Genomic DNA, 18543 nt, shown 5'->3' on the forward strand with positions numbered 1-18543 from the left:
CAAATGAAAACATCTGACTTTTACTTTGATTTACCTGAAGAGCTTATTGCTCAAGTGCCACTTAAGGATCGTACTACCTCACGTCTGATGGTACTTGATAAAAATACAGGAGATATAACACATAAACATTTTTATGATATTGTAGAGGAGTTAGAGGAAGGCGATTGCTTAGTTTTAAACAATACCAAAGTTATACCGGCTCGTCTTTTTGGTTCACGTAAAGGTTCGGGTGGGAAGGTAGAGCTTTTACTTTTAACAAGAAAAACAGAAAAAACTTGGGAGGTACTTGTTAAGCCAGGGCGTAAAGCACGTATCGGAGAACAAATTGAGTTTGGAGAAGGTTTACTTATAGCTACAGTAAAGGACATTATAGAAGATGGGAATCGTATTGTAGAATTTGAATATGAAGGAATTTTTGAAGAAGTCTTGGATAAGCTAGGTGAAATGCCACTACCTCCTTATATCCATGAAAAGCTAGAAGATAAAAATCGCTATCAGACTGTTTATGCAAAATATGAGGGGAGTGCAGCAGCACCTACAGCAGGTTTGCACTTTACAGAAGAACTTTTAGATCAAATTACAAGTAAAGGTGTGACGATTGCTTATGTAACACTTCATGTAGGTCTAGGAACCTTTAGACCTGTTAAAACAGAAGATGTGCTTAATCATGAAATGCACTCAGAATACTATAGTATTTCCAAAGAGAATGCAAAGCTTATTAATAAGACAAAAGAAAGGGGAGGGCGCGTTATTGCGGTGGGAACAACGAGTACGCGTACACTTGAATCCAATGCAGATGAAAAGGGGTATGTTCAAGAAGGGAGTGGCTGGACGAATATTTTTATTTACCCAGGTTATACCTTTAAATGTATCGATGGGCTTATTACTAACTTCCACTTACCTGAATCTACCCTTATTATGCTAGTAAGCGCTTTAGCAAGCAAGGAATATGTTCTAGCAGCCTACGAAGAAGCAGTAAGAGAAAAGTATCGATTCTTTAGCTTTGGAGATGCTATGTTTATTAAGGGCTCATCTCCACATTTTCTTTAAACGAGAGGTCTAAACTAGAGGAGCTATAGAAGACCACTAAAGGATTCTTTAAGTCAAGTGACTTAATAAAAAGAGATAAGAATGAAGACGGGGAGAGGAAAAATGGAATTACATTTAAAAGAGGAACACCGTGTAGAGTTTGGTGAGGTAGATTTTAAGGAAAGGCTGACTCTTAATGGTATTATTTACTATATGCAGCAGGTAGCAGCCAATCATGCCCTTAAGCTTAATTTTAGTTATTATAAAAATGAAGAAAAGACTTCTTACTTTTGGATAGTGGCACGTGTTAAATTTATTATTGATAAGTATCCTAAATGGCAGGAGCAAGTAGCCATTGAAACCTATCCTGGTGGTCATGATAAACTTTTTGCAGTAAGACTCTTTGATTTAACGAATGTAAAGGGAGAAAAGATTGGGCACATTATAGGAGACTATATACTGATGGATGCTAAAACCAATCGTCCTGTTAAAATAAAAGGAGCACCTGCGCCACTAGATATTTTAGATTTTCCTTATAAAGGAGAAACATTAGAAAAGATTCAAGTACCTACTACCTTTGAGAAGGAAGATTTTCGTAAAGTACGTTATTCAGAGCTTGATGTCAATGAGCACATGAATAATGCACAACATGTGAGATGGGCTGTAGATATGCTGCCTATTGAAATCTTTGAGCACAAAGAAATTGCCACGCTTCAAATCAATTATACAACAGGAATAGAGTATGGGACTTCAGTATGGATGCGTCTACATTATGATGAACAAGGAGAAGTGGTTATTTGGGCTACAAATAGAGAGGATACTATACAATATTTTATTGTAAAGCTTACTCTTCGTAATCTTTAAATAGTAAAAAGGCTCTTTTGGACTAATAAATATCCAAAAGAGCTAAATTTTTATAAGCTTCTAAAGCAAGACAGTAGTCGAAGGTATTTGTCTGGAGATTATAAATACAGATATAATTACTATAAAAAGGGTGGTAACTATTATAATATAAGATATAGAGTTTATCATTTCTTAGAAAGCCACGTAAGAGCTCACTGTGTGGATGAGGTAGAGGAAGCTTATCAGTTCTTATTACTTCATGCGCTTTATCTAGGAGGCTATAGTTTAACGTATCTCGGGTAAAGGCAATAGCTACAGTAGAATTTTCTTGACTAAAAACGAATTGAGGGCTAAAAGAGAGTGGTATTTCATCTAACTGCTTGTTTTTTTGACAAAATAGCAAAAGTCCTTTTTCTTGTACAAAATAGGCATCTCCCTCAGCGGTTAAAGTACAATTTTGCTTAGAGATAGCTAAAGTAGAAGTTTTAAAATACATTTTATTACGAATGGTTAAAGAGGTAGCATCCATTTCATAAATCATAGAAGCATAAGCATTGGCTTCACCTCCTAAGAGAATATAACTATCATTAAGGCGCTTAATATGAAAGACATACATAGTACCTAAGTTATCTTCAGCTATATAATTAAGTGGAGAAAGTTCTTGTGTTTGTTTGTTTAAAACATAAATATTTTCTAGCCCCCCTATAAAACATAAAATAACAATATCCTTGTCTTCATAGTAATTATAGAAATTCTGAAAAGGAACTAATCCTTCATTTTGGCGATAAGTATTTACCTTGTTTAAATAATACTTTTGGGTATGCCAAGGTAAAAAGCCTTCTCCATAACTTGTGTAGCGAGTAGTAATGGGTTGGAGTTTATTAGCTTTATATTGAAAAGCACGAGTAGTCTTAAGCGAAATATCACTATAAATGAGGGAGAGCTGATTGAGGACATGACAAGAGAGATTATTTACTAAAACAGTAGAGGTAGGTAGCTTAGTGAGCTGTAGGTAGACAAAAATTCCTATAAGAATAAGAAAACAAAGACTGCCTATCCAAAAAGATTTAGTTTTCATGTTACCACTCCTTTTTGGCAGAAAAACCAATAAATTGTAGGGTTTCTAAAAGAGAACTTTTAGCAATGTTTTCTGGGGAAACAAAGTAACCTTTATTGCTATCTAGGTCTATGCCTAATGTGTAATAGAAGGATTGCCATATCAAAAGGGAACAGTGCGTTTTTTGAGGTGTTTGTCCTTGCTCTTTACTGGCTAAAATACCATAAGGTATACCATTGAGATGAGTGAGGGCATAGTTAACAACCTCTTGTTTTTGCTCAGATGTTATATTTATAACACGAAGCATTTTGAAAGTAGGATAATAACGCCATCTATTGGCATCATTCTCAGAGCTAATAGTTCCAGGGCTAAAAGCTTCTAAAGTTTTACCTCGCTTTTCATCAACAACTAATCCACAATGGCCATGGCGCCAGCCTAAAGTATGTGTAGACTTAGTCAAAAAAATATCCCCGTTCTTGTAAGGAGCTATTTCAAAGTGTGCATAGGCTAAGCCCTTTTCATTAAGTAAATAATCCTCTTTAGTAACTAAGTTAAGAGGGCGATCTGCTAGTTTTACTTTTTTAAAAAAATTTTCTTGAAACTCGAGAAGTTTTTGTTCAAAAGCAGAGTGTTTTTTGAGTTCATTAACAATAGGAGCAGCTAGACCTGTTTGTTCATAAATAAGTGCGTAATCAGCTTCATTAAAAGTTTGATTTGATAAAACAGTTAAAAGATCTTGCCTCATTGCATGAGGAACAGTATAGCCACTCTTACGTACCCCAAAAATACAAAGCATATAAAGAGATAAAAAAAATAAAAAATAAAAGTAAACCTTATATTTTAAGGAAGGTTGTTTAATACGAAGCATTAAGTCATCCTTTCAAGGGCGAGTATGTAATTTGAGGGGGGCTTTAAAGGAAATTAAGCCAAATAAGATGCTAAAGAAATAGAGAAGAAAACGTGCTTTTAAGATAGGCTTTTGCTATAATTTTTATAATAATATGACGAGAGAGGTGGGAGAAGAGCATGAAGATTCTCATTGATGCAGATGGTTGCCCAGTTGTGGAATTAACGCTACAAATGGCAAGACAATTTAATATAGAAGTGTGTATTTTGTGTGATACGTCACATCGCATTGAACGTCAAGGAGTAGAAACCATTGTTGTTTCTAAGGGGGCAGATGCTGTGGACTTTGTACTCATTAATAAGGTGCAAGCAGGTGATATTGTAGTTACGCAAGACTATGGTTTAGCTGCCATGGTTCTTTCAAAAAAAGGGCATCCTATTCACCAAAATGGCATGCTTTATACGGAGGACAATATTGATCAGCTTTTGTGGACGAGACATCTGGCTAAAGAGGCAAGACGTCAAGGCGGACATTTAAAAGGACCTAAAAAGAGGCAACATGAAAACAATGAGGCTTTTAAGCAAAATCTTTATCAATTGATTGAGGAGTTGCTTGAAACTAATGCTTTATAAAGTATGCTCTTATTCTAAAAAATATAAACCAGTTTTATAAATTTTTGAGCACATAAAAAGGGTGTCACATCATCGGTGACACCTTTTTTAATAAAATTATTTTAATTTGAAGGTTTGAATAGATTCGTTAAGTGAAGTCATGCTTGTTGTTAAATTATGAGAAAGGGCGAGAAGCTGTTCAATCACATGCTTTTGTTCTTCACTTAAGGCGCTTACTTCTTCAGTAGAAGCAGCAGATTCTTGAGTGATAGAAGCGATGTTAGCAATTTTAAGTAAGGTTGCTTCCTTGAGTTGTTCCATATCTTCAAGTTGGTTGTTAATTTCATTTAGCTCTGTTTCCATTACTTTAAGGGTATCAATAATACTTGTAAAACTACTAGACACTTCTTCTACTGCTACGACTTGGTCAGAGAAAATAGTATTCGAACGATCAATGAGTTTTGTTGTACTGGTATTTTTTTGACCGATTTCATTAAGTGTTTGACGCACTTTAACAGTAGACTCCTTAGACTGTTCAGAGAGGTTACGGACTTGTTGAGCAACTACAGCAAAACCACGTCCAGCATCTCCAGCACGTGCTGCCTCAATACTAGCATTAAGAGCAAGCAAATTAGTCTGTTCACTAATACCATCTACTAATTGCATCATACTTTCAATCCCTTTATTGAGTTGGCTAAGCTCCATAATGCTTGTACCAATGGAACTGGCAATTTGAGTAGAAGAGGTTGTAGAGGTATTAAGTGCGGACATACTTTGTGTAGCTTTTTGAATAAGAACTTTGGCACCTTGATTCTTTTCATAGATTTGATGACTTTTTTCTAAGAGACGTTGAATGCTTAGGGCTAGATTAGACATAGCGAGGGAACCAAGATGAGCGTCCTCTGCTTGAACAGCTGTACCTTTAGCAATATCTTCCACAGAAGTAGCCAGTTGACTAAAGGTATCTACAGAATGCCTTGTAGAATTAGTAAGCAATTGACTATTTTCTAGTGTTTGTGCAATAACTACTTGTGTCTGTTCTAATAAGGTGCGGATATTGGTTATCATATAATTAAAACTATTACAAAGTTGAGTCACTTCATTATTACCTTTAGGTAACATATGTACAGTTAAATCGCCTTCCTCAGCTTTTTTCATAAGCTGCATAAGATTAATAATAGGTTTGGAAAAGCTATTGGCTACTTGAGAACCTACTAAAATAGCTAAAAGACCCAATACTAAAACTAAAAACCAAATAAGGCGACTTGCTAAATTTAATCTTTGAGTTAAGGAGACAACAGGTACTTCCGAAACTAGTTTCCAAGAGTTATCTAAGGTAGTAAAGGTAGTTAAAAGATTATCTTGCTCAATAGAAGTTAATTCAGCTGTAGTTGAAATAGTTGACCAAAGATCATCAGGAAATGCAGTTGTTTCAGGATTACTATTATAAATTAGATTTTTTTCTGTATCTAACAAAGTGAGGTTGGCATTATCTAAAAGTTCAATACTATCTAATATAGAAGTAATAATAGACTGATTAATTTCAGCTACAAAAGTACAAGTATTACCCGTTGTACTACCTGCATATTGAATATCTCGAATAAGGAATAAAGCCTTTTCATTTGTACCTAATCCCTTTTTCCAAGTACAACGATTGCCAACTTGGAGCTCTCTAGCAAGAGCTAGATCTTCTGTGGTTAGAGAAGGTATTTTGCCCAGCATCTTGTTATCACTACAAATAATTGCCACATTGCTTATGGTATTATCAAGACTTTGTAAATAAATCATTTGTTTCTGAATGTTAGAGACTGCTTTGACCATAGTCAAAGTATCCGTAGAAAAATATTGTGCTAGAAGGTTACTTTGTAAAAGGTCGACTACAATAAATTGCGTAAGGTTCTTTTCAACTTGTGAGGTAAAGGAGGTAATGTTAAGAGACGCTTGGTGAAGCATTTGTTCTGTTAAATGTTGACTGGTTTCTCTTAAGGTACTTTTTGCAATAGAGGAAGAAAGTGTATTAATGATGAGAAGTGGGACAATAGCAAAAAGTATACAAATGGTAATAAGTTGCCGTTTAATAGGAACAAATCTCTTCTTAGTCTTAGTAATTGGCTGTTGAGACTGGACTTTTTTCTTTTTTAAAAACGGAAGACTAGGAGAAAATTTGAGTAATTTTTTGGGTTTTTTTATAGAAAGCATGCATAAGCCCCCCTTTATGATTTTAATTCATTTTACCATGTAATCATTTATATAAAAATGGGAAAAATTAAAAAAATAAATAAATATATTTGGGTACATTGCTAAAAAAAAATAAAAAAACATGAAAATGCTTGACAAATAATAAATTATACATTTTTTTCTATTTTTTTCAAATAAAATGACTTATGGTAAAGCAGAGAGAATGCAAAGAGAAAGGGAAGACCTAGACGTTAAGAAAGAAATCAGTTAAAATAAGAGTAATAGGGAGTTAACTAATTTGAAGAGAGTAAAGGAAAAAGAATGAGTGAAAATAAATTAACTAAAGAAAATGATAAAGACTTTCGCGATTTAGGCGCAGAAGCTATTTGGAAGGAGGTTTATGGTCAGCCATTAACGACCAAGAAAAACCTTCTTGAGTATATGGAAATCTTAAGACAATTTTCTAAGCAGGCTCTAGATGAAAATCAGTTACAGGAAAGTTATATTTTTATTGAGGAACATATTCAAAAAATGAGTAAGCAGGTAAAAGCTAATACCTTAGTTTTTCTAAAAAAAGAGCTTGAAGCAAAGCTTGGTAAATTTAAAAAGGAAAAAAAGAAAACCGAGGATTATTTCTTAGAGTTTTTTAGTCAAACCTATCCTCAGAATAAACGTACACGAGAGTATACTTTTGTTTTAGCAGATAAGAACCGCATAAGTGATACTCAGGTATTAGAAACACTTAAAAGGGTGAATACCTTTTGCTTAAAGGGTAAGTTAACAAAAGAACAAAAAGAAGATATTTTTCCAATGATTGAGAGGATGGTAGATACACAAAGTCTCGGTTTCATTAATCAACTAAAAAGTATGGAGGGGCTTCGTAAAGCTTTTGGTTTTCGGATTGTAGAAGATCACGAGATGTTTCATATCAAAAAGACAAATAAAAAAAGAGCTACCTCATAAAAAAAGAGGTAGCTTTTTAAAATAGTAAGGTGAAAATTTGCTACGAGTTAAAAATTTATTTATAAAGTTTTTTTACAGTTTCTAGGTTAGAACCTAGATGACTAAGAAGTAAGTCAGCTAGAGTTAAGGCTACCATAGATTCTACCACAACAACAGCCCGTGGAACGATAACAGGATCATGACGACCTTTGATTTCTAAAACTGTATTTTGGAGTGAAGCAGTAATGGTTTTTTGCTTTTGACTAATAGAAGGTGTAGGTTTAAAATGTGCACGGATACAGATAGAACTACCATCAGAAATACCACCTAATATACCACCCGAATGATTGGTTTTTTTATGGACAGTGCCTTCTTCAGCGTAGAAAGCATCATTATACTGAGAACCTAATAAAGTAGAAGCCTGAGTGCCAACACCTACTTCAAAAGCTTTTACTCCACCAATACCCATAATAGCATAAGCTAAAAGTGCATCAAGCTTATCAAAAACAGGTTCACCAAGGCCTGGCTTCAAACCGTGCACGATACATTCAACAGTTCCACCTACAGAATCCTGTTGGCTTTTTACTTTAGCAATATAAGCTAGGGCTTCTTCTGCTTTTTGCATATGGGGCATATTTACTGGATTTAATAGAATTTGAGAAAGATCTATTTCATCAGCAGGAACCATCACAGGACCAATGGAACGAGTATAAGCAGTTATTTGAATACCCAGTTCTTTTAGAAAGGCTATGGCTATAGCACCACCAGCTACTCGAGCAGCTGTCTCTCTGCCAGAAGAACGACCACCACCTCTATAATCACGAAAGCCATATTTTTGATCAAAGGTATAATCTGCATGGGAAGGGCGATAAACCTCTTTAATCGTGGAATAATCATGAGATTTTTGGTCCATATTTCTAATAAGAAGGGCAATAGGTGCTCCTGTTGTTTTTCCTTCAAAAATACCAGATAGGATTTCAACCTGATCCGTTTCAAGACGGGCTGTAGCAACCTGTGGATTTCCAGGCTTTCTGCGATTTATATTCTTCATAATATCTTCTAATGAAAGGGATATATTAGAAGGACAGCCGTCTATAATAGCACCTAATGCAGGACCGTGAGATTCTCCAAATGTAGACAAACGAAAATTTTTACCAAACAATGAGCCAGACATAAGTGACACTCCTTTTGTGTGAATTGACAAATAAACTTAATTTTATCAGACAACCCTACACTCTTCAATATGCTTTGATTAATAATGTACAAAATTGCTTAAAATAATCGTATGGATTATTGAAAAACAGTAGGTTTTCTTGTAAACTGTATGAGAGTATGAAAAAGATTGGAGATAATACATGTATGAATTGCTTAAAGTAGAAGGACGTGCAAAAAGAGGACGCTTTCATACCCCACATGGTACTATTGAGACACCCGTATTTATGAATGTGGCCACAGTAGCAGCGATTAAAGGCGCCTTATCTACAGAAGATTTAGAGAGAATAGATACACAAGTGGTGTTAGCCAATACCTATCACCTTCATGTAAGACCAGGAGACAGGCTCATTAAAGAATTAGGTGGATTGCACCAGTTCATGTCTTGTAATAAACCTATTCTTACAGATTCAGGGGGCTTTCAAGTATTTTCACTGGCAGCTATGCGTAAGATTAAAGAAGAGGGAGTTTATTTTTCATCTCATATTGATGGTAGGAAAATTTTTATGGGACCAGAAGAAAGTATGCAAATTCAGTCCAATATTGCATCAACCATTGCTATGGCTTTTGATGAATGCCCACCTGCTTTAGCTGAAAGAGATTATATTATCCCCTCTGTAGAACGTACCACTAGATGGTTAAAGCGGTGTCAAAATGAGATGAATCGCTTAAATAATTTAGACGAAACCATTAATAAGCAGCAGATGCTCTTTGGTATTAACCAAGGAGGAATTTTTGAAGACATTCGTATTGAACATGCAAAAGTCATTCGTGAATTTGATTTACCTGGTTATGCAGTAGGTGGACTAGCAGTAGGGGAATCCCATGAAGATATGTATCGTATTTTAGAAGCTGTTGTACCTTATTTACCTCAAAATAAGCCAACGTATTTGATGGGAGTAGGAACACCAGAAAACATACTAGAAGCTGTAGAAAGAGGGATTGACTTCTTTGACTGTGTTCTTCCTGCACGTAATGGACGTCACGGCCATGTGTATACAAATCATGGTAAGATGAACCTTTTTAATCAAAAGTATGAAGCGGATATGCAGCCTCTTTCAGAGGAATGTCACTGTCCAACTTGTCAAAGATATAGCAGAGCGTATATTAGACACTTGTTAAAAGCAAAGGAAATGCTTGGTATGCGACTATGTGTTATGCATAATCTTCACTATTTCAATAATTTAATGAAAGAAATCCGCAATGCATTAGATGAAGGAAGCTTTACGGCTTATAAAAAAATGCGTTTAGAAGGATATAAAAATAATTAAAAATGGAGGAATGAAAAATGGCTAGTACAGTATTAGGTTTTGCAGCACCAGGAGGGGCAGGGTTAATGATTACAATAGGCTACATGGCAGTATTCTTTGGGATTATGTGGTTTTTAGTTATCCGCCCACAAAAGAAAAGAGAAAAAGAAGTAGCACAAATGCAACAGTCTATTAAAATTGGGGATCAAGTATTATTACAAGATGGAATTTATGGTAAAGTTGTAGACATTATCAATGATTTATTTATCATTGAATTAGGTCTTAACAAAAGTGTACGTATTCCAGTTAAGAAAGTAGCTGTAGCAGGTGTACAAGCTCCTAACTTGACAATTGGTAAAAAAGCTGAAGAAGAAGATCCAAATGTAGAATACGAATATGTAGAAGTAGAAGTGGAAGTTGACGAAAATGGAAATGAAATTGTAAGATAATCTCTTTAATTTAAAGTTTATCTGAAATGAGAGCTCTGTAATTTTCTTGTAAGGTAAGGTTTAAGTCCTATCTAACAAGGAATTAGAGGGCTTTTTATTTACTAGAAATCAGCTTAGAAAAAGACAACTACAAGAAAGGATAAAAAAGTTTACATAAAATATTAACTCGTCATTCATACTTTATTAAAAAATAGAGTGTATAGTTATATTAAGCAAGAGATGCAAGTCTTTTGCTTATAAAATCTCCCCATAATATATCTATTTTCCTGTTTTAAAATATGAACGGAACGAGAAGAAGCTAATCCCCAATAGCTTCTTCTTTTTTTGTAAAGGTGCTAAAGCAGATGGTATTGATCCGTACGTATTATAGGAGGCTGCGGATGACAGTATTTATTTAAAATTGTACATTGACCTCTACGTAGATAGCGATTAAAATTGGAATAGAGGGAACAGGAGTAATTAATATAGATTAATGGGTTGGAGAATAAAAATGCATTTTAATACATTTAAAAAGATGACTCCTATGGAGTGGATTAAAAACTTAGTTTTATATACAATAGGTGTAGGATTTATGCCACTTGGTGTAGTGCTTACAATTAATGCACATCTAGGAGCAGGTGGATATGATGCACTTAACTTTGCATTGGCAGATAAACTACATATTAATACGTCTCTAGCTATTTATAGTACGGCACTATTGGTACTTCTTTTATCAGCTTTTATAAGACGTAGTTATCCAAGAATAGAAACCTTTCTTTCTTCTTTCTTTCTTGGTTTTTTTACAGACTTTTGGAAAGGTATGCTTTTAAATTTAGAAGGGACTTCTATAAGAAGTTCCTTTCTCCTAATGCTTGCAGGAATGCTAGTTATTGCCTTTGCAGTTGCTTGTTATATTATATCTGTTTTTCCAACGAATCCAACAGATGATTTGGTGGTAGCATTAAATGAAAAAGGTATAAGTCTTGGCATGGCTAAGATGGGATTAGATGTAATTTGTGTAATCATTGCTTTTTTATTAGGTGGGGAAATAGGAGTAGGAACACTTATTTGTACCTTGGGTTTAGGGCCTATTATTGATGTGTTTCATAAGTTGGTCAATAGGATTGTTTGTACTATTTAAAGGAAAAGAATAAATAAAAAGAGCTGTTGCAGTAAGAAGATTTTTTGAAAAATCTTCTTACTACAACAGCTTTTTTTTACAACATATTACGAATTAAATCTTCAAAGGTATCACGTTTACGAATAAGGCGAACAGTATCTGCTTCTGTAATGAGTATTTCAGCTGGTCTAAAACGTTGATTATAGCAAGAAGCCATGCTGTAACCATAAGCACCTGCATCTAAAAGAGCAAGAGCATCACCTCTGTAAGCTGGAGGAAGTACTCGTCCTTTTGCAAGGATATCACCACTTTCACAAATATTACCTACAATAGTAAAAGGCTCGGCGGCTAAAGTACGTTTTTCTTTTGAATAAATTTCGATATCGTGATGTGAATCATACATAATAGGACGTTGAAGAGCATTGAAACCAATGTTACATCCGATATAATTAACACCACCATTACTTTTAGTAGCAGTAACATCGCCGACCAGAACGCAAGATTCACAAGGAATATAACGTCCTGGTTCAATTTGGAATTGAATCTCTTTGCCATACTCTTTTGCAAAAGCAAAAAGTACAGGGTCTAGAGCCTCTCCAAGAGCTTTAATATCTAGACGTGCTTCACCATCTTGTTTATGATAAGGAATACCAAAGCCACCACCAAGATCTACAAAATCTAAGTCTTCAAACTGTCTTGCAATATTTAAGATGGAATCTAAGCTCTTTATATAAGGTGCATAATCCATAAAGAGCGAGCCAATATGTTGATTAATCCCAACACATTTAAGGTTATAGGTTTCAAGGATTTTTTTGACTTCTGAAATATCCTCTGGGTTTACTCCAAATTTAGTTTTCTTACCGCCTGTAACTACTTTTTCATGATGCCCAGCACCTACTCCTGGATTAAAACGAATAGCTACCTTACCTCCTTTGTTAAGCTCACCAAAAAGTTTAAGTTGATCTAGAGAGTCAATACTTGTAATAACGTTTTCAGTGATAGCATAACGCATATCTTCAGCTGTTACATTGTTTGGAATAAAAAAGAGTTCTTCACTTGTATAGCCACTTTGCTTTGCTAAGAAGATTTCCCCTGGACTCATAACATCTGCATGTAAACCTTCTTCACGTATGATTTTCAAAAGATGAATATTAGTATTTGCCTTAATAGAGTAGTGAGGTACAAAATTAGGGTAGGTAACAAGGTGTTTCATTTCTTGACAGCGTTTTCTTAAAATGGCTTCATTATAAATATAGAGTGGGCTACCATACTGCTCTAGTAGCTCAAACACATCATGACTGCCATAAAAGTTTGTTTCCTGGGTAAATGAACCATTGAGTGTGTACATAAAATCCTCCTTAATGTTGGGTAAGTGTAATGATATCTAATTCTGTTACAAAAGATTCACGCATAAGACGAACCAAAGATTGATGGGAAGAAAAGAGACACTGGGCATCTTTTGCGTTTAAGTCACCGGTAATAACAGATTGCGTATCTATAATCATATGAAAACCTTGAGGTGATTTGCTTCTTATATAGGTTATCAGGTTATAATCAGCCTCCAAAGGTTGATCACAAATAAGCGTTACTTTTTTAGTAGAAGCAATTTCTGAAAGTTCTTTTTCAAGCAATTTAACATAATCTGTATTACTTAAAATGTAGAGATGAGATTGACAAAGTAAAATACAATTTTTAATTTTATTAAGGACATTTTCATAGCCTTTAACTGTTATATAAGGCTCTGAAATCTTTGCACTTTCAGGGAAAGTGACCTCCAGTTGCTCCAATGTATAAGTCATTTCTCTTTTAATAGAAAGCAAAAACTCCTCTTTCGAAAGAGCCACATATTTAGTAGGCTCTCCTTCAGATAAAGCACAACGTCCTTTTTCTTGCAAACTATAGAGAGTGGCATAGACATTAGAGCGAGAGATACCGCTAAGTTTAGCTACTTCATAACCTGTAAGACTCCCGTGTTTACAGAGAATGATAAAGACAGTTGCTTCAATAGGAGAGAAGCCGAGCTTTTGTAAACAAGTTGTAAAATCCATAAAATCACCTTATAGTAGTATTGTTTAGTACCACTATATAAGAGAGTGTAGAAGTTGTCAATATATTATGTGGAAAATGTTTTAAATGAATGATACCAAAACAATGCATATTAAAAATTATTTTAATATTCAATAATAATTTTTAATACTTAATTTTTATTAAATAATAATTACTATTGACTAAATTAAGTGGAAGGTATAAAATAAATACATCAAACAAAGTTGTATACTGTATACAACTTTTAGTACATCTAATGCGATATTATACGGACATAAAGGAGGTGGAGTAGAGCCTAAGTTTAGATTTTAGGTATCTACACAAACATATGGAACAATGGAGAAATTTTAAACCAGGAAAATGGGAAAACGAGATTAACGTAAGGGATTTCATTATAACAAATTATACAGAATATACAGGTGATGATAGCTTCCTTCAAGGTCCAACAGCTGATACATTAGCGCTATGGGAACAACTTGGTGAGCTTATGAAAAAAGAGAGAGAAAGAGGATGCTTTGCAGATACAAAAACTCCTGCAACGATTACCTCTCATGATGCGGGATATATTAATAAAGATAAAGAAAAAATTGTAGGTCTTCAGACTGATGCACCACTTGTAAGAAGCTGTCATCCAAATGGTGGTATTCGTGTGGTAGAAAATGCGCTTAAATCTTATGATTATGAAATTGATCCACACATGAAAGAGATTTATACAAAATATAGAAAAACACATAATGAAGGTGTATTTGATGTTTACAATGCAGATATTCGCACAGCACGAAAAGTAGGTGTTATTACAGGTCTTCCAGATGCTTATGGCCGTGGACGTATTATTGGTGACTATAGGAGGGTTGCTCTTTATGGTATTGACCGTTTAATTGAAGAGAAGACAAAAGATAAGGTAGCTCGTTCTATAAACTTTACAGCAGAATCAATAAGAGATATTGAAGAAATCTCTGAACAAATCAAAGCACTTAAAGAGCTTAAACAATTAGGTGAAATGTATGGCTTTGATTTATCAAGACCAGCTAATAATTTTAAAGAAGCAGTGCAATGGTTGTACCTTGCTTATCTTGCAGCAACAAAAGAACAAGATGGTGCAGCGATGTCTATTGGTCGTACAAGTACTTTCCTTGATATTTATGCAGAAAGGGATTTACAAGAAGGCCTTATTACAGAGCAAGAGGTACAAGAAATTGTTGATCATTTTATTATGAAACTGCGCATTATTAGATTCCTTAGAACGCCAGAATACAACGAACTATTCTCAGGAGATCCAACATGGGTAACAGAATCACTTGGTGGTATGCTTGAAGATGAAAGTGCCTCACTTGTAACGAAAAATAGCTTCCGTTACCTTCACACACTTTACAATATTGGACCTGCTCCAGAGCCTAACTTAACTGTTCTTTGGAGTCAAAAATTACCTCAAGGCTATAAAGATTTCTGTGCCAAAGTATCCATTGATACATCTGCTATTCAATATGAAAGTGACGACTTAATGCGACCACAATTTGGTGATGATTACGGTATTGCTTGTTGCGTATCTCCAATGCGTATTGGTAAGCAAATGCAATTTTTTGGGGCAAGAGCAAACCTTGCTAAAGCTGTACTTTATGCTATAAATGGTGGGGTAGATGAAAAAACAGGGCTTAAAGTTGTACCAGGTATAGAACCATTAACAGATGAGTATTTAGATTATGATAAAGTGATGAAAAATTATCAAATCACAAAAGAATGGGTAGCCAAAACGTATACAGATGCACTTAACATCATTCATTTTATGCATGATAAATATGCCTATGAAAGAATTGAAATGGCTCTTCATGATACCGAAATTTTAAGAACGATGGCATGTGGCATTGCAGGACTTGCAGTAGCAACAGATTCTTTATCAGCCATTAAATATGCTAAAGTTAAACCAGTAAGAAATGAACAAGGTATTGCTATAGACTTTGAAATTGAAGGAGAGTATCCAGCGTACGGTAATAATGATGAACGTGTAGATACTATTGCGTGTCATTTAGTAGAAGATTTCATGAACGAAGTAAGAAAGCATACACCATATAGAAATGCTCTTTATACACAATCTGTTCTTACGATTACCTCTAATGTTGTATATGGTAAGAAGACAGGAGCAACTCCAGATGGACGTAAAGCAGGTGTACCTTTTTCACCAGGTGCAAACCCAATGAATGGTAGAGAAACAAAAGGTGTTCTTGCAGCGTGTGCTTCAGTAGCTAAATTACCATTTGAACATGCACAAGATGGCATTTCTTATACTTTCTCTCTTGTACCAGCAACTCTTGGTCACACATCAGAAGAGAGAATAAGTAATATGGTAGGTATCCTTGATGGCTACTTTGGACAAACAGGTCAACATATCAACGTGAATGTACTCCATAAGGATGTACTTTTAGATGCAATGGATCACCCAGAAAAATATCCTCAACTAACAATTCGTGTATCTGGTTATGCTGTAAACTTTATTAAATTAACAAGAGAACAACAACTGGATGTTATCAGTAGAACCTTCCATGAAAGAATGTAGTTAGTAATAATAAAACCACGTAAACATTGAGTTTACGTGGTTTTATTATTGGATGCTTTAGCGTAATTTACTAGGAGTAAATAAAAATACTTTAGTATATAAAACCTCCTATTAGAATAGAATGTAGGTTTGAATTGCACAAAGTTACAAAATATAACATACCAAAAGTGTTATACTATGAATAGATACATAAACACGAATAAGTTATAGAAATGGATACAGTATAGGAGAGATGTAAAATTGTGTATAATTTGCAAGAAAGTATTAAAGGTTATTGGTTGGATATTAATAATAGGCTTTGTAAGTTTTAGTATGTATGATGGCTATATGTATAATACTGCATATAAATATGGTTCAGCTCCTTTTTATCTCTTTATTATTGTGCGATTTTTAGAATTTGTAGTACCTGGTATTCTATGTTTGTTAATTTCTCATTTTTTAAAATACAATAAGAAGAATTAATGTATTAAATCTTATATGCTGCACATACTACTAGTAGGTGGTTGGCAGAGCCAAAAGCAATTCTTTCTCCCAGGAAAGTTGCCTAGCTAATAAGATTCAGTTATTCACCTAGTTGTGCTTACAGAAAAATCTAATTAGCTAAGTAAATAGTGCTATAACCGTAATAACTGCCAGCGTGGGGCCATGTGCCTCACGTTTTTTATTGTATTTTTTATACGTTCTATCAGGACACATACTCGTTTTGCTCAAGGTATCCATAAGTTTTATGAAGGCAAAATAGGACTTGGAACATAAAAAGACTCTTTGTAACTATTTAGAATAGGTGCAAAGAGTCTTTTTTAGATGGTTGCTTGATGAATAGAAAAAGAATATAGTATGATAGAAGAAAAGGTATTTAATAATAAAGAGCTTTAGTTTCTCAATATAAAAAAGGATAGTAATAAGAGATCAAGCAAGATGGTTTACTGAAGATTAAGGAAATAAAGGAGTAATAGAGATGGACAAACAAATGATTTATTTTTCGAAATTAAAGGAGAATGCCATTATCCCAAGCAAACGAGATGAGGATGGTGCCTTTGACATATATGCATGCTTTGAGGAGGAATATCTCGTTCTAGAGCCACATACTACGGTAATGGTACCTACAGGAATTGCTTCTGCATTTTCGTCAGATTATGTAGCTATTTTAAAGGAGAGAGGTTCCACAGGAACCAAGGGGATTGGACAGCGTTCAGGTGTGATTGATTCGGGCTATAGAGGGGAGTGGCTGATGCCTATAACGAATCATAATGAAGTACCTCTTATTATAATGAAAAAAGAAAGTGTTTTGCCACAAAGCCTGAGTGAGGATTTAAGAAAGGCCATTATTTATCCCTATGAAAAAGCCCTTAGTCAATGTATTATGGTGGAAGTGCCTAAACTTCAAATTAATGAGATACCTTATGAAGAGCTGGTACAGTTTCAATCTCAAAGAGGTACTGGCCGCTTAGGTTCTTCCGGAAAATAGTGAGGAGAAGACTATGTTTGAAGAATTAAAGGCGTGTAAGCTTTGCCCCAGGGGGTGTGGTGTGAATCGCTTAGAAGGACAGAGAGGATTTTGTGGAGCTGGAGATAAAGTAAAGTTAGCACGGGCTGCTTTACATCATTGGGAAGAACCTTGTCTTTCAGGAGAACGTGGGTCAGGAGCCGTTTTCTTTTCTTATTGCACCTTGGGCTGTGTATATTGTCAGAATTATGAAATTAGTAAAGAAGGTAAGGGGAAGGAAGTAGACTATAAGGCATTAGCCACTATTTTCTTGAATTTACAGGAGCAGGGAGCACATAATATTAATTTAGTCACACCTACTCACTACGTACCTCAAATAAAGGAAGCACTTTATCTTGCAAAAGATAAGGGGTTAAGGCTACCGATTGTCTACAATACCAGTGGCTATGAGACGAAAGAAACCTTATCCATGCTCAGAGGACTCATTGATATTTATCTACCAGACTTTAAATATTTTAAAGCAGAGTATGCTAATAAATATTCTCATGCACCCCATTATGTAAGCTTTGTTAAGGAAGCTATTGAAGAAATGCTCAATCAAGTAGGAAAGCCGTGTTTTGATGCGGAAGGTTTGATGTTAAAAGGAGTTATTGTGCGTCACCTTCTGCTTCCAGGACTTTTATTTGATAGTAAGAAAATTGTTACTTATTTATATACTACCTACGGGTCAAGCCTTTATATGAGTCTGATGAACCAGTATACACCTCTTAAAAATGTAGAGAAGTATAAGGAGCTTAATCGGCCATTAAATCCAGTTCATTATGACTTTATAATAGAATATGCCTTAGAATTAGGTGTCGAAAAGGGATTTATCCAGGAAGGTGAAACAGCCCTTGAAAGCTTTATTCCACCATTCAATGAGGAAGGTATATAAGAGTTTTAGTGTACTAAATACAACAGATCATACAGGAAAGAAGGGGTG

16 protein-coding genes are annotated in these 18543 nt (G+C 34.7%); 10 read left to right on the forward strand and 6 right to left on the reverse strand.

The features are described 5' to 3' along the window. The first annotated feature begins 3 nt into the window (after positions 1 to 3). Positions 4 to 1050 (forward strand): tRNA preQ1(34) S-adenosylmethionine ribosyltransferase-isomerase QueA, encoded by a 1047-nt coding sequence (queA, locus tag CS063_RS00835; RefSeq protein ID WP_099447826.1) that lies wholly within the window; start codon positions 4 to 6, stop codon positions 1048 to 1050. Between the two features lie 102 nt (positions 1051 to 1152). After that, positions 1153 to 1893 (forward strand): acyl-[acyl-carrier-protein] thioesterase, encoded by a 741-nt coding sequence (locus CS063_RS00840; protein WP_180270628.1) that lies wholly within the window; start codon positions 1153 to 1155, stop codon positions 1891 to 1893. Positions 1894 to 1915: 22 nt separating this feature from the next. Here the strand turns inward: CS063_RS00840 and CS063_RS00845 are convergent, their stop codons facing one another. After that, a complete protein-coding gene (locus CS063_RS00845) occupies positions 1916 to 2950 on the reverse strand; it encodes a hypothetical protein (protein ID WP_099447828.1) in 1035 nt (344 codons plus the stop codon). 1 nt (position 2951) lies between these two features. Then, complete coding sequence (locus CS063_RS00850) at positions 2952 to 3797, reverse strand: hypothetical protein (protein WP_099447829.1); 846 nt, start codon at positions 3795 to 3797, stop codon at positions 2952 to 2954. A gap of 158 nt (positions 3798 to 3955) precedes the next feature. Between CS063_RS00850 and CS063_RS00855 the strand changes: the two genes are divergently transcribed. Continuing rightward, entirely contained in the window at positions 3956 to 4408 is a 453-nt protein-coding gene (locus CS063_RS00855) for a YaiI/YqxD family protein (protein ID WP_099447830.1), read from the forward strand. A 96-nt stretch (positions 4409 to 4504) separates the two neighbouring features. Here the strand turns inward: CS063_RS00855 and CS063_RS17525 are convergent, their stop codons facing one another. Further along, the gene (locus CS063_RS17525; RefSeq protein WP_099447831.1) at positions 4505 to 6586 is read right to left on the reverse strand and encodes a methyl-accepting chemotaxis protein; all 2082 of its coding nucleotides are present in this window, start codon (positions 6584 to 6586) and stop codon (positions 4505 to 4507) included. Between the two features lie 300 nt (positions 6587 to 6886). Between CS063_RS17525 and CS063_RS00865 the strand changes: the two genes are divergently transcribed. Beyond that, the gene (locus CS063_RS00865) at positions 6887 to 7528 is read left to right on the forward strand and encodes a hypothetical protein (RefSeq protein WP_099447832.1); all 642 of its coding nucleotides are present in this window, start codon (positions 6887 to 6889) and stop codon (positions 7526 to 7528) included. Between the two features lie 55 nt (positions 7529 to 7583). Here CS063_RS00865 and aroC read toward each other — a convergent pair whose 3' ends face one another. After that, positions 7584 to 8681, reverse strand: coding sequence for a chorismate synthase (gene aroC, locus CS063_RS00870; RefSeq protein ID WP_099447833.1), 1098 nt, complete (start codon positions 8679 to 8681; stop codon positions 7584 to 7586). Between the two features lie 181 nt (positions 8682 to 8862). On the opposite strand from aroC, the gene tgt reads away from it, so the two are divergent. From tgt to CS063_RS00885, 3 genes are all read left to right on the forward strand, one after another. Then, positions 8863 to 9990, forward strand: a complete 1128-nt coding sequence (gene tgt, locus CS063_RS00875) for a tRNA guanosine(34) transglycosylase Tgt (protein ID WP_099447834.1) — start codon at positions 8863 to 8865, stop codon at positions 9988 to 9990. 17 nt (positions 9991 to 10007) lie between these two features. After that, complete coding sequence (gene yajC, locus CS063_RS00880) at positions 10008 to 10418, forward strand: preprotein translocase subunit YajC (protein ID WP_099447835.1); 411 nt, start codon at positions 10008 to 10010, stop codon at positions 10416 to 10418. 490 nt (positions 10419 to 10908) lie between these two features. Beyond that, positions 10909 to 11538, forward strand: a complete 630-nt coding sequence (locus tag CS063_RS00885; protein WP_099447836.1) for a YczE/YyaS/YitT family protein — start codon at positions 10909 to 10911, stop codon at positions 11536 to 11538. Between the two features lie 76 nt (positions 11539 to 11614). Here CS063_RS00885 and lysA read toward each other — a convergent pair whose 3' ends face one another. Beyond that, the gene (gene lysA, locus CS063_RS00890) at positions 11615 to 12865 is read right to left on the reverse strand and encodes a diaminopimelate decarboxylase (protein ID WP_099447837.1); all 1251 of its coding nucleotides are present in this window, start codon (positions 12863 to 12865) and stop codon (positions 11615 to 11617) included. Positions 12866 to 12875: 10 nt separating this feature from the next. Continuing rightward, positions 12876 to 13565: a TrmB family transcriptional regulator gene (locus CS063_RS00895; protein ID WP_099447838.1), complete on the reverse strand. Its 690-nt coding sequence runs from the start codon at positions 13563 to 13565 to the stop codon at positions 12876 to 12878. Positions 13566 to 13891: 326 nt separating this feature from the next. Between CS063_RS00895 and pflB the strand changes: the two genes are divergently transcribed. The 3 genes from pflB (at position 13892) to CS063_RS00915 (ending at position 18495) form a co-directional block, all read left to right on the forward strand. After that, positions 13892 to 16114, forward strand: a complete 2223-nt coding sequence (gene pflB, locus CS063_RS00900; RefSeq protein ID WP_099447839.1) for a formate C-acetyltransferase — start codon at positions 13892 to 13894, stop codon at positions 16112 to 16114. Between the two features lie 958 nt (positions 16115 to 17072). Further along, the gene (locus CS063_RS00910; RefSeq protein WP_099447841.1) at positions 17073 to 17582 is read left to right on the forward strand and encodes a dCTP deaminase domain-containing protein; all 510 of its coding nucleotides are present in this window, start codon (positions 17073 to 17075) and stop codon (positions 17580 to 17582) included. A gap of 13 nt (positions 17583 to 17595) precedes the next feature. Further along, positions 17596 to 18495, forward strand: coding sequence for a radical SAM protein (locus CS063_RS00915; protein WP_099447842.1), 900 nt, complete (start codon positions 17596 to 17598; stop codon positions 18493 to 18495). Positions 18496 to 18543: the final 48 nt, after the last annotated feature.

This window comes from Sporanaerobium hydrogeniformans (assembly GCF_002735925.1).
GTDB lineage: Bacteria > Bacillota > Clostridia > Lachnospirales > Cellulosilyticaceae > Sporanaerobium > Sporanaerobium hydrogeniformans.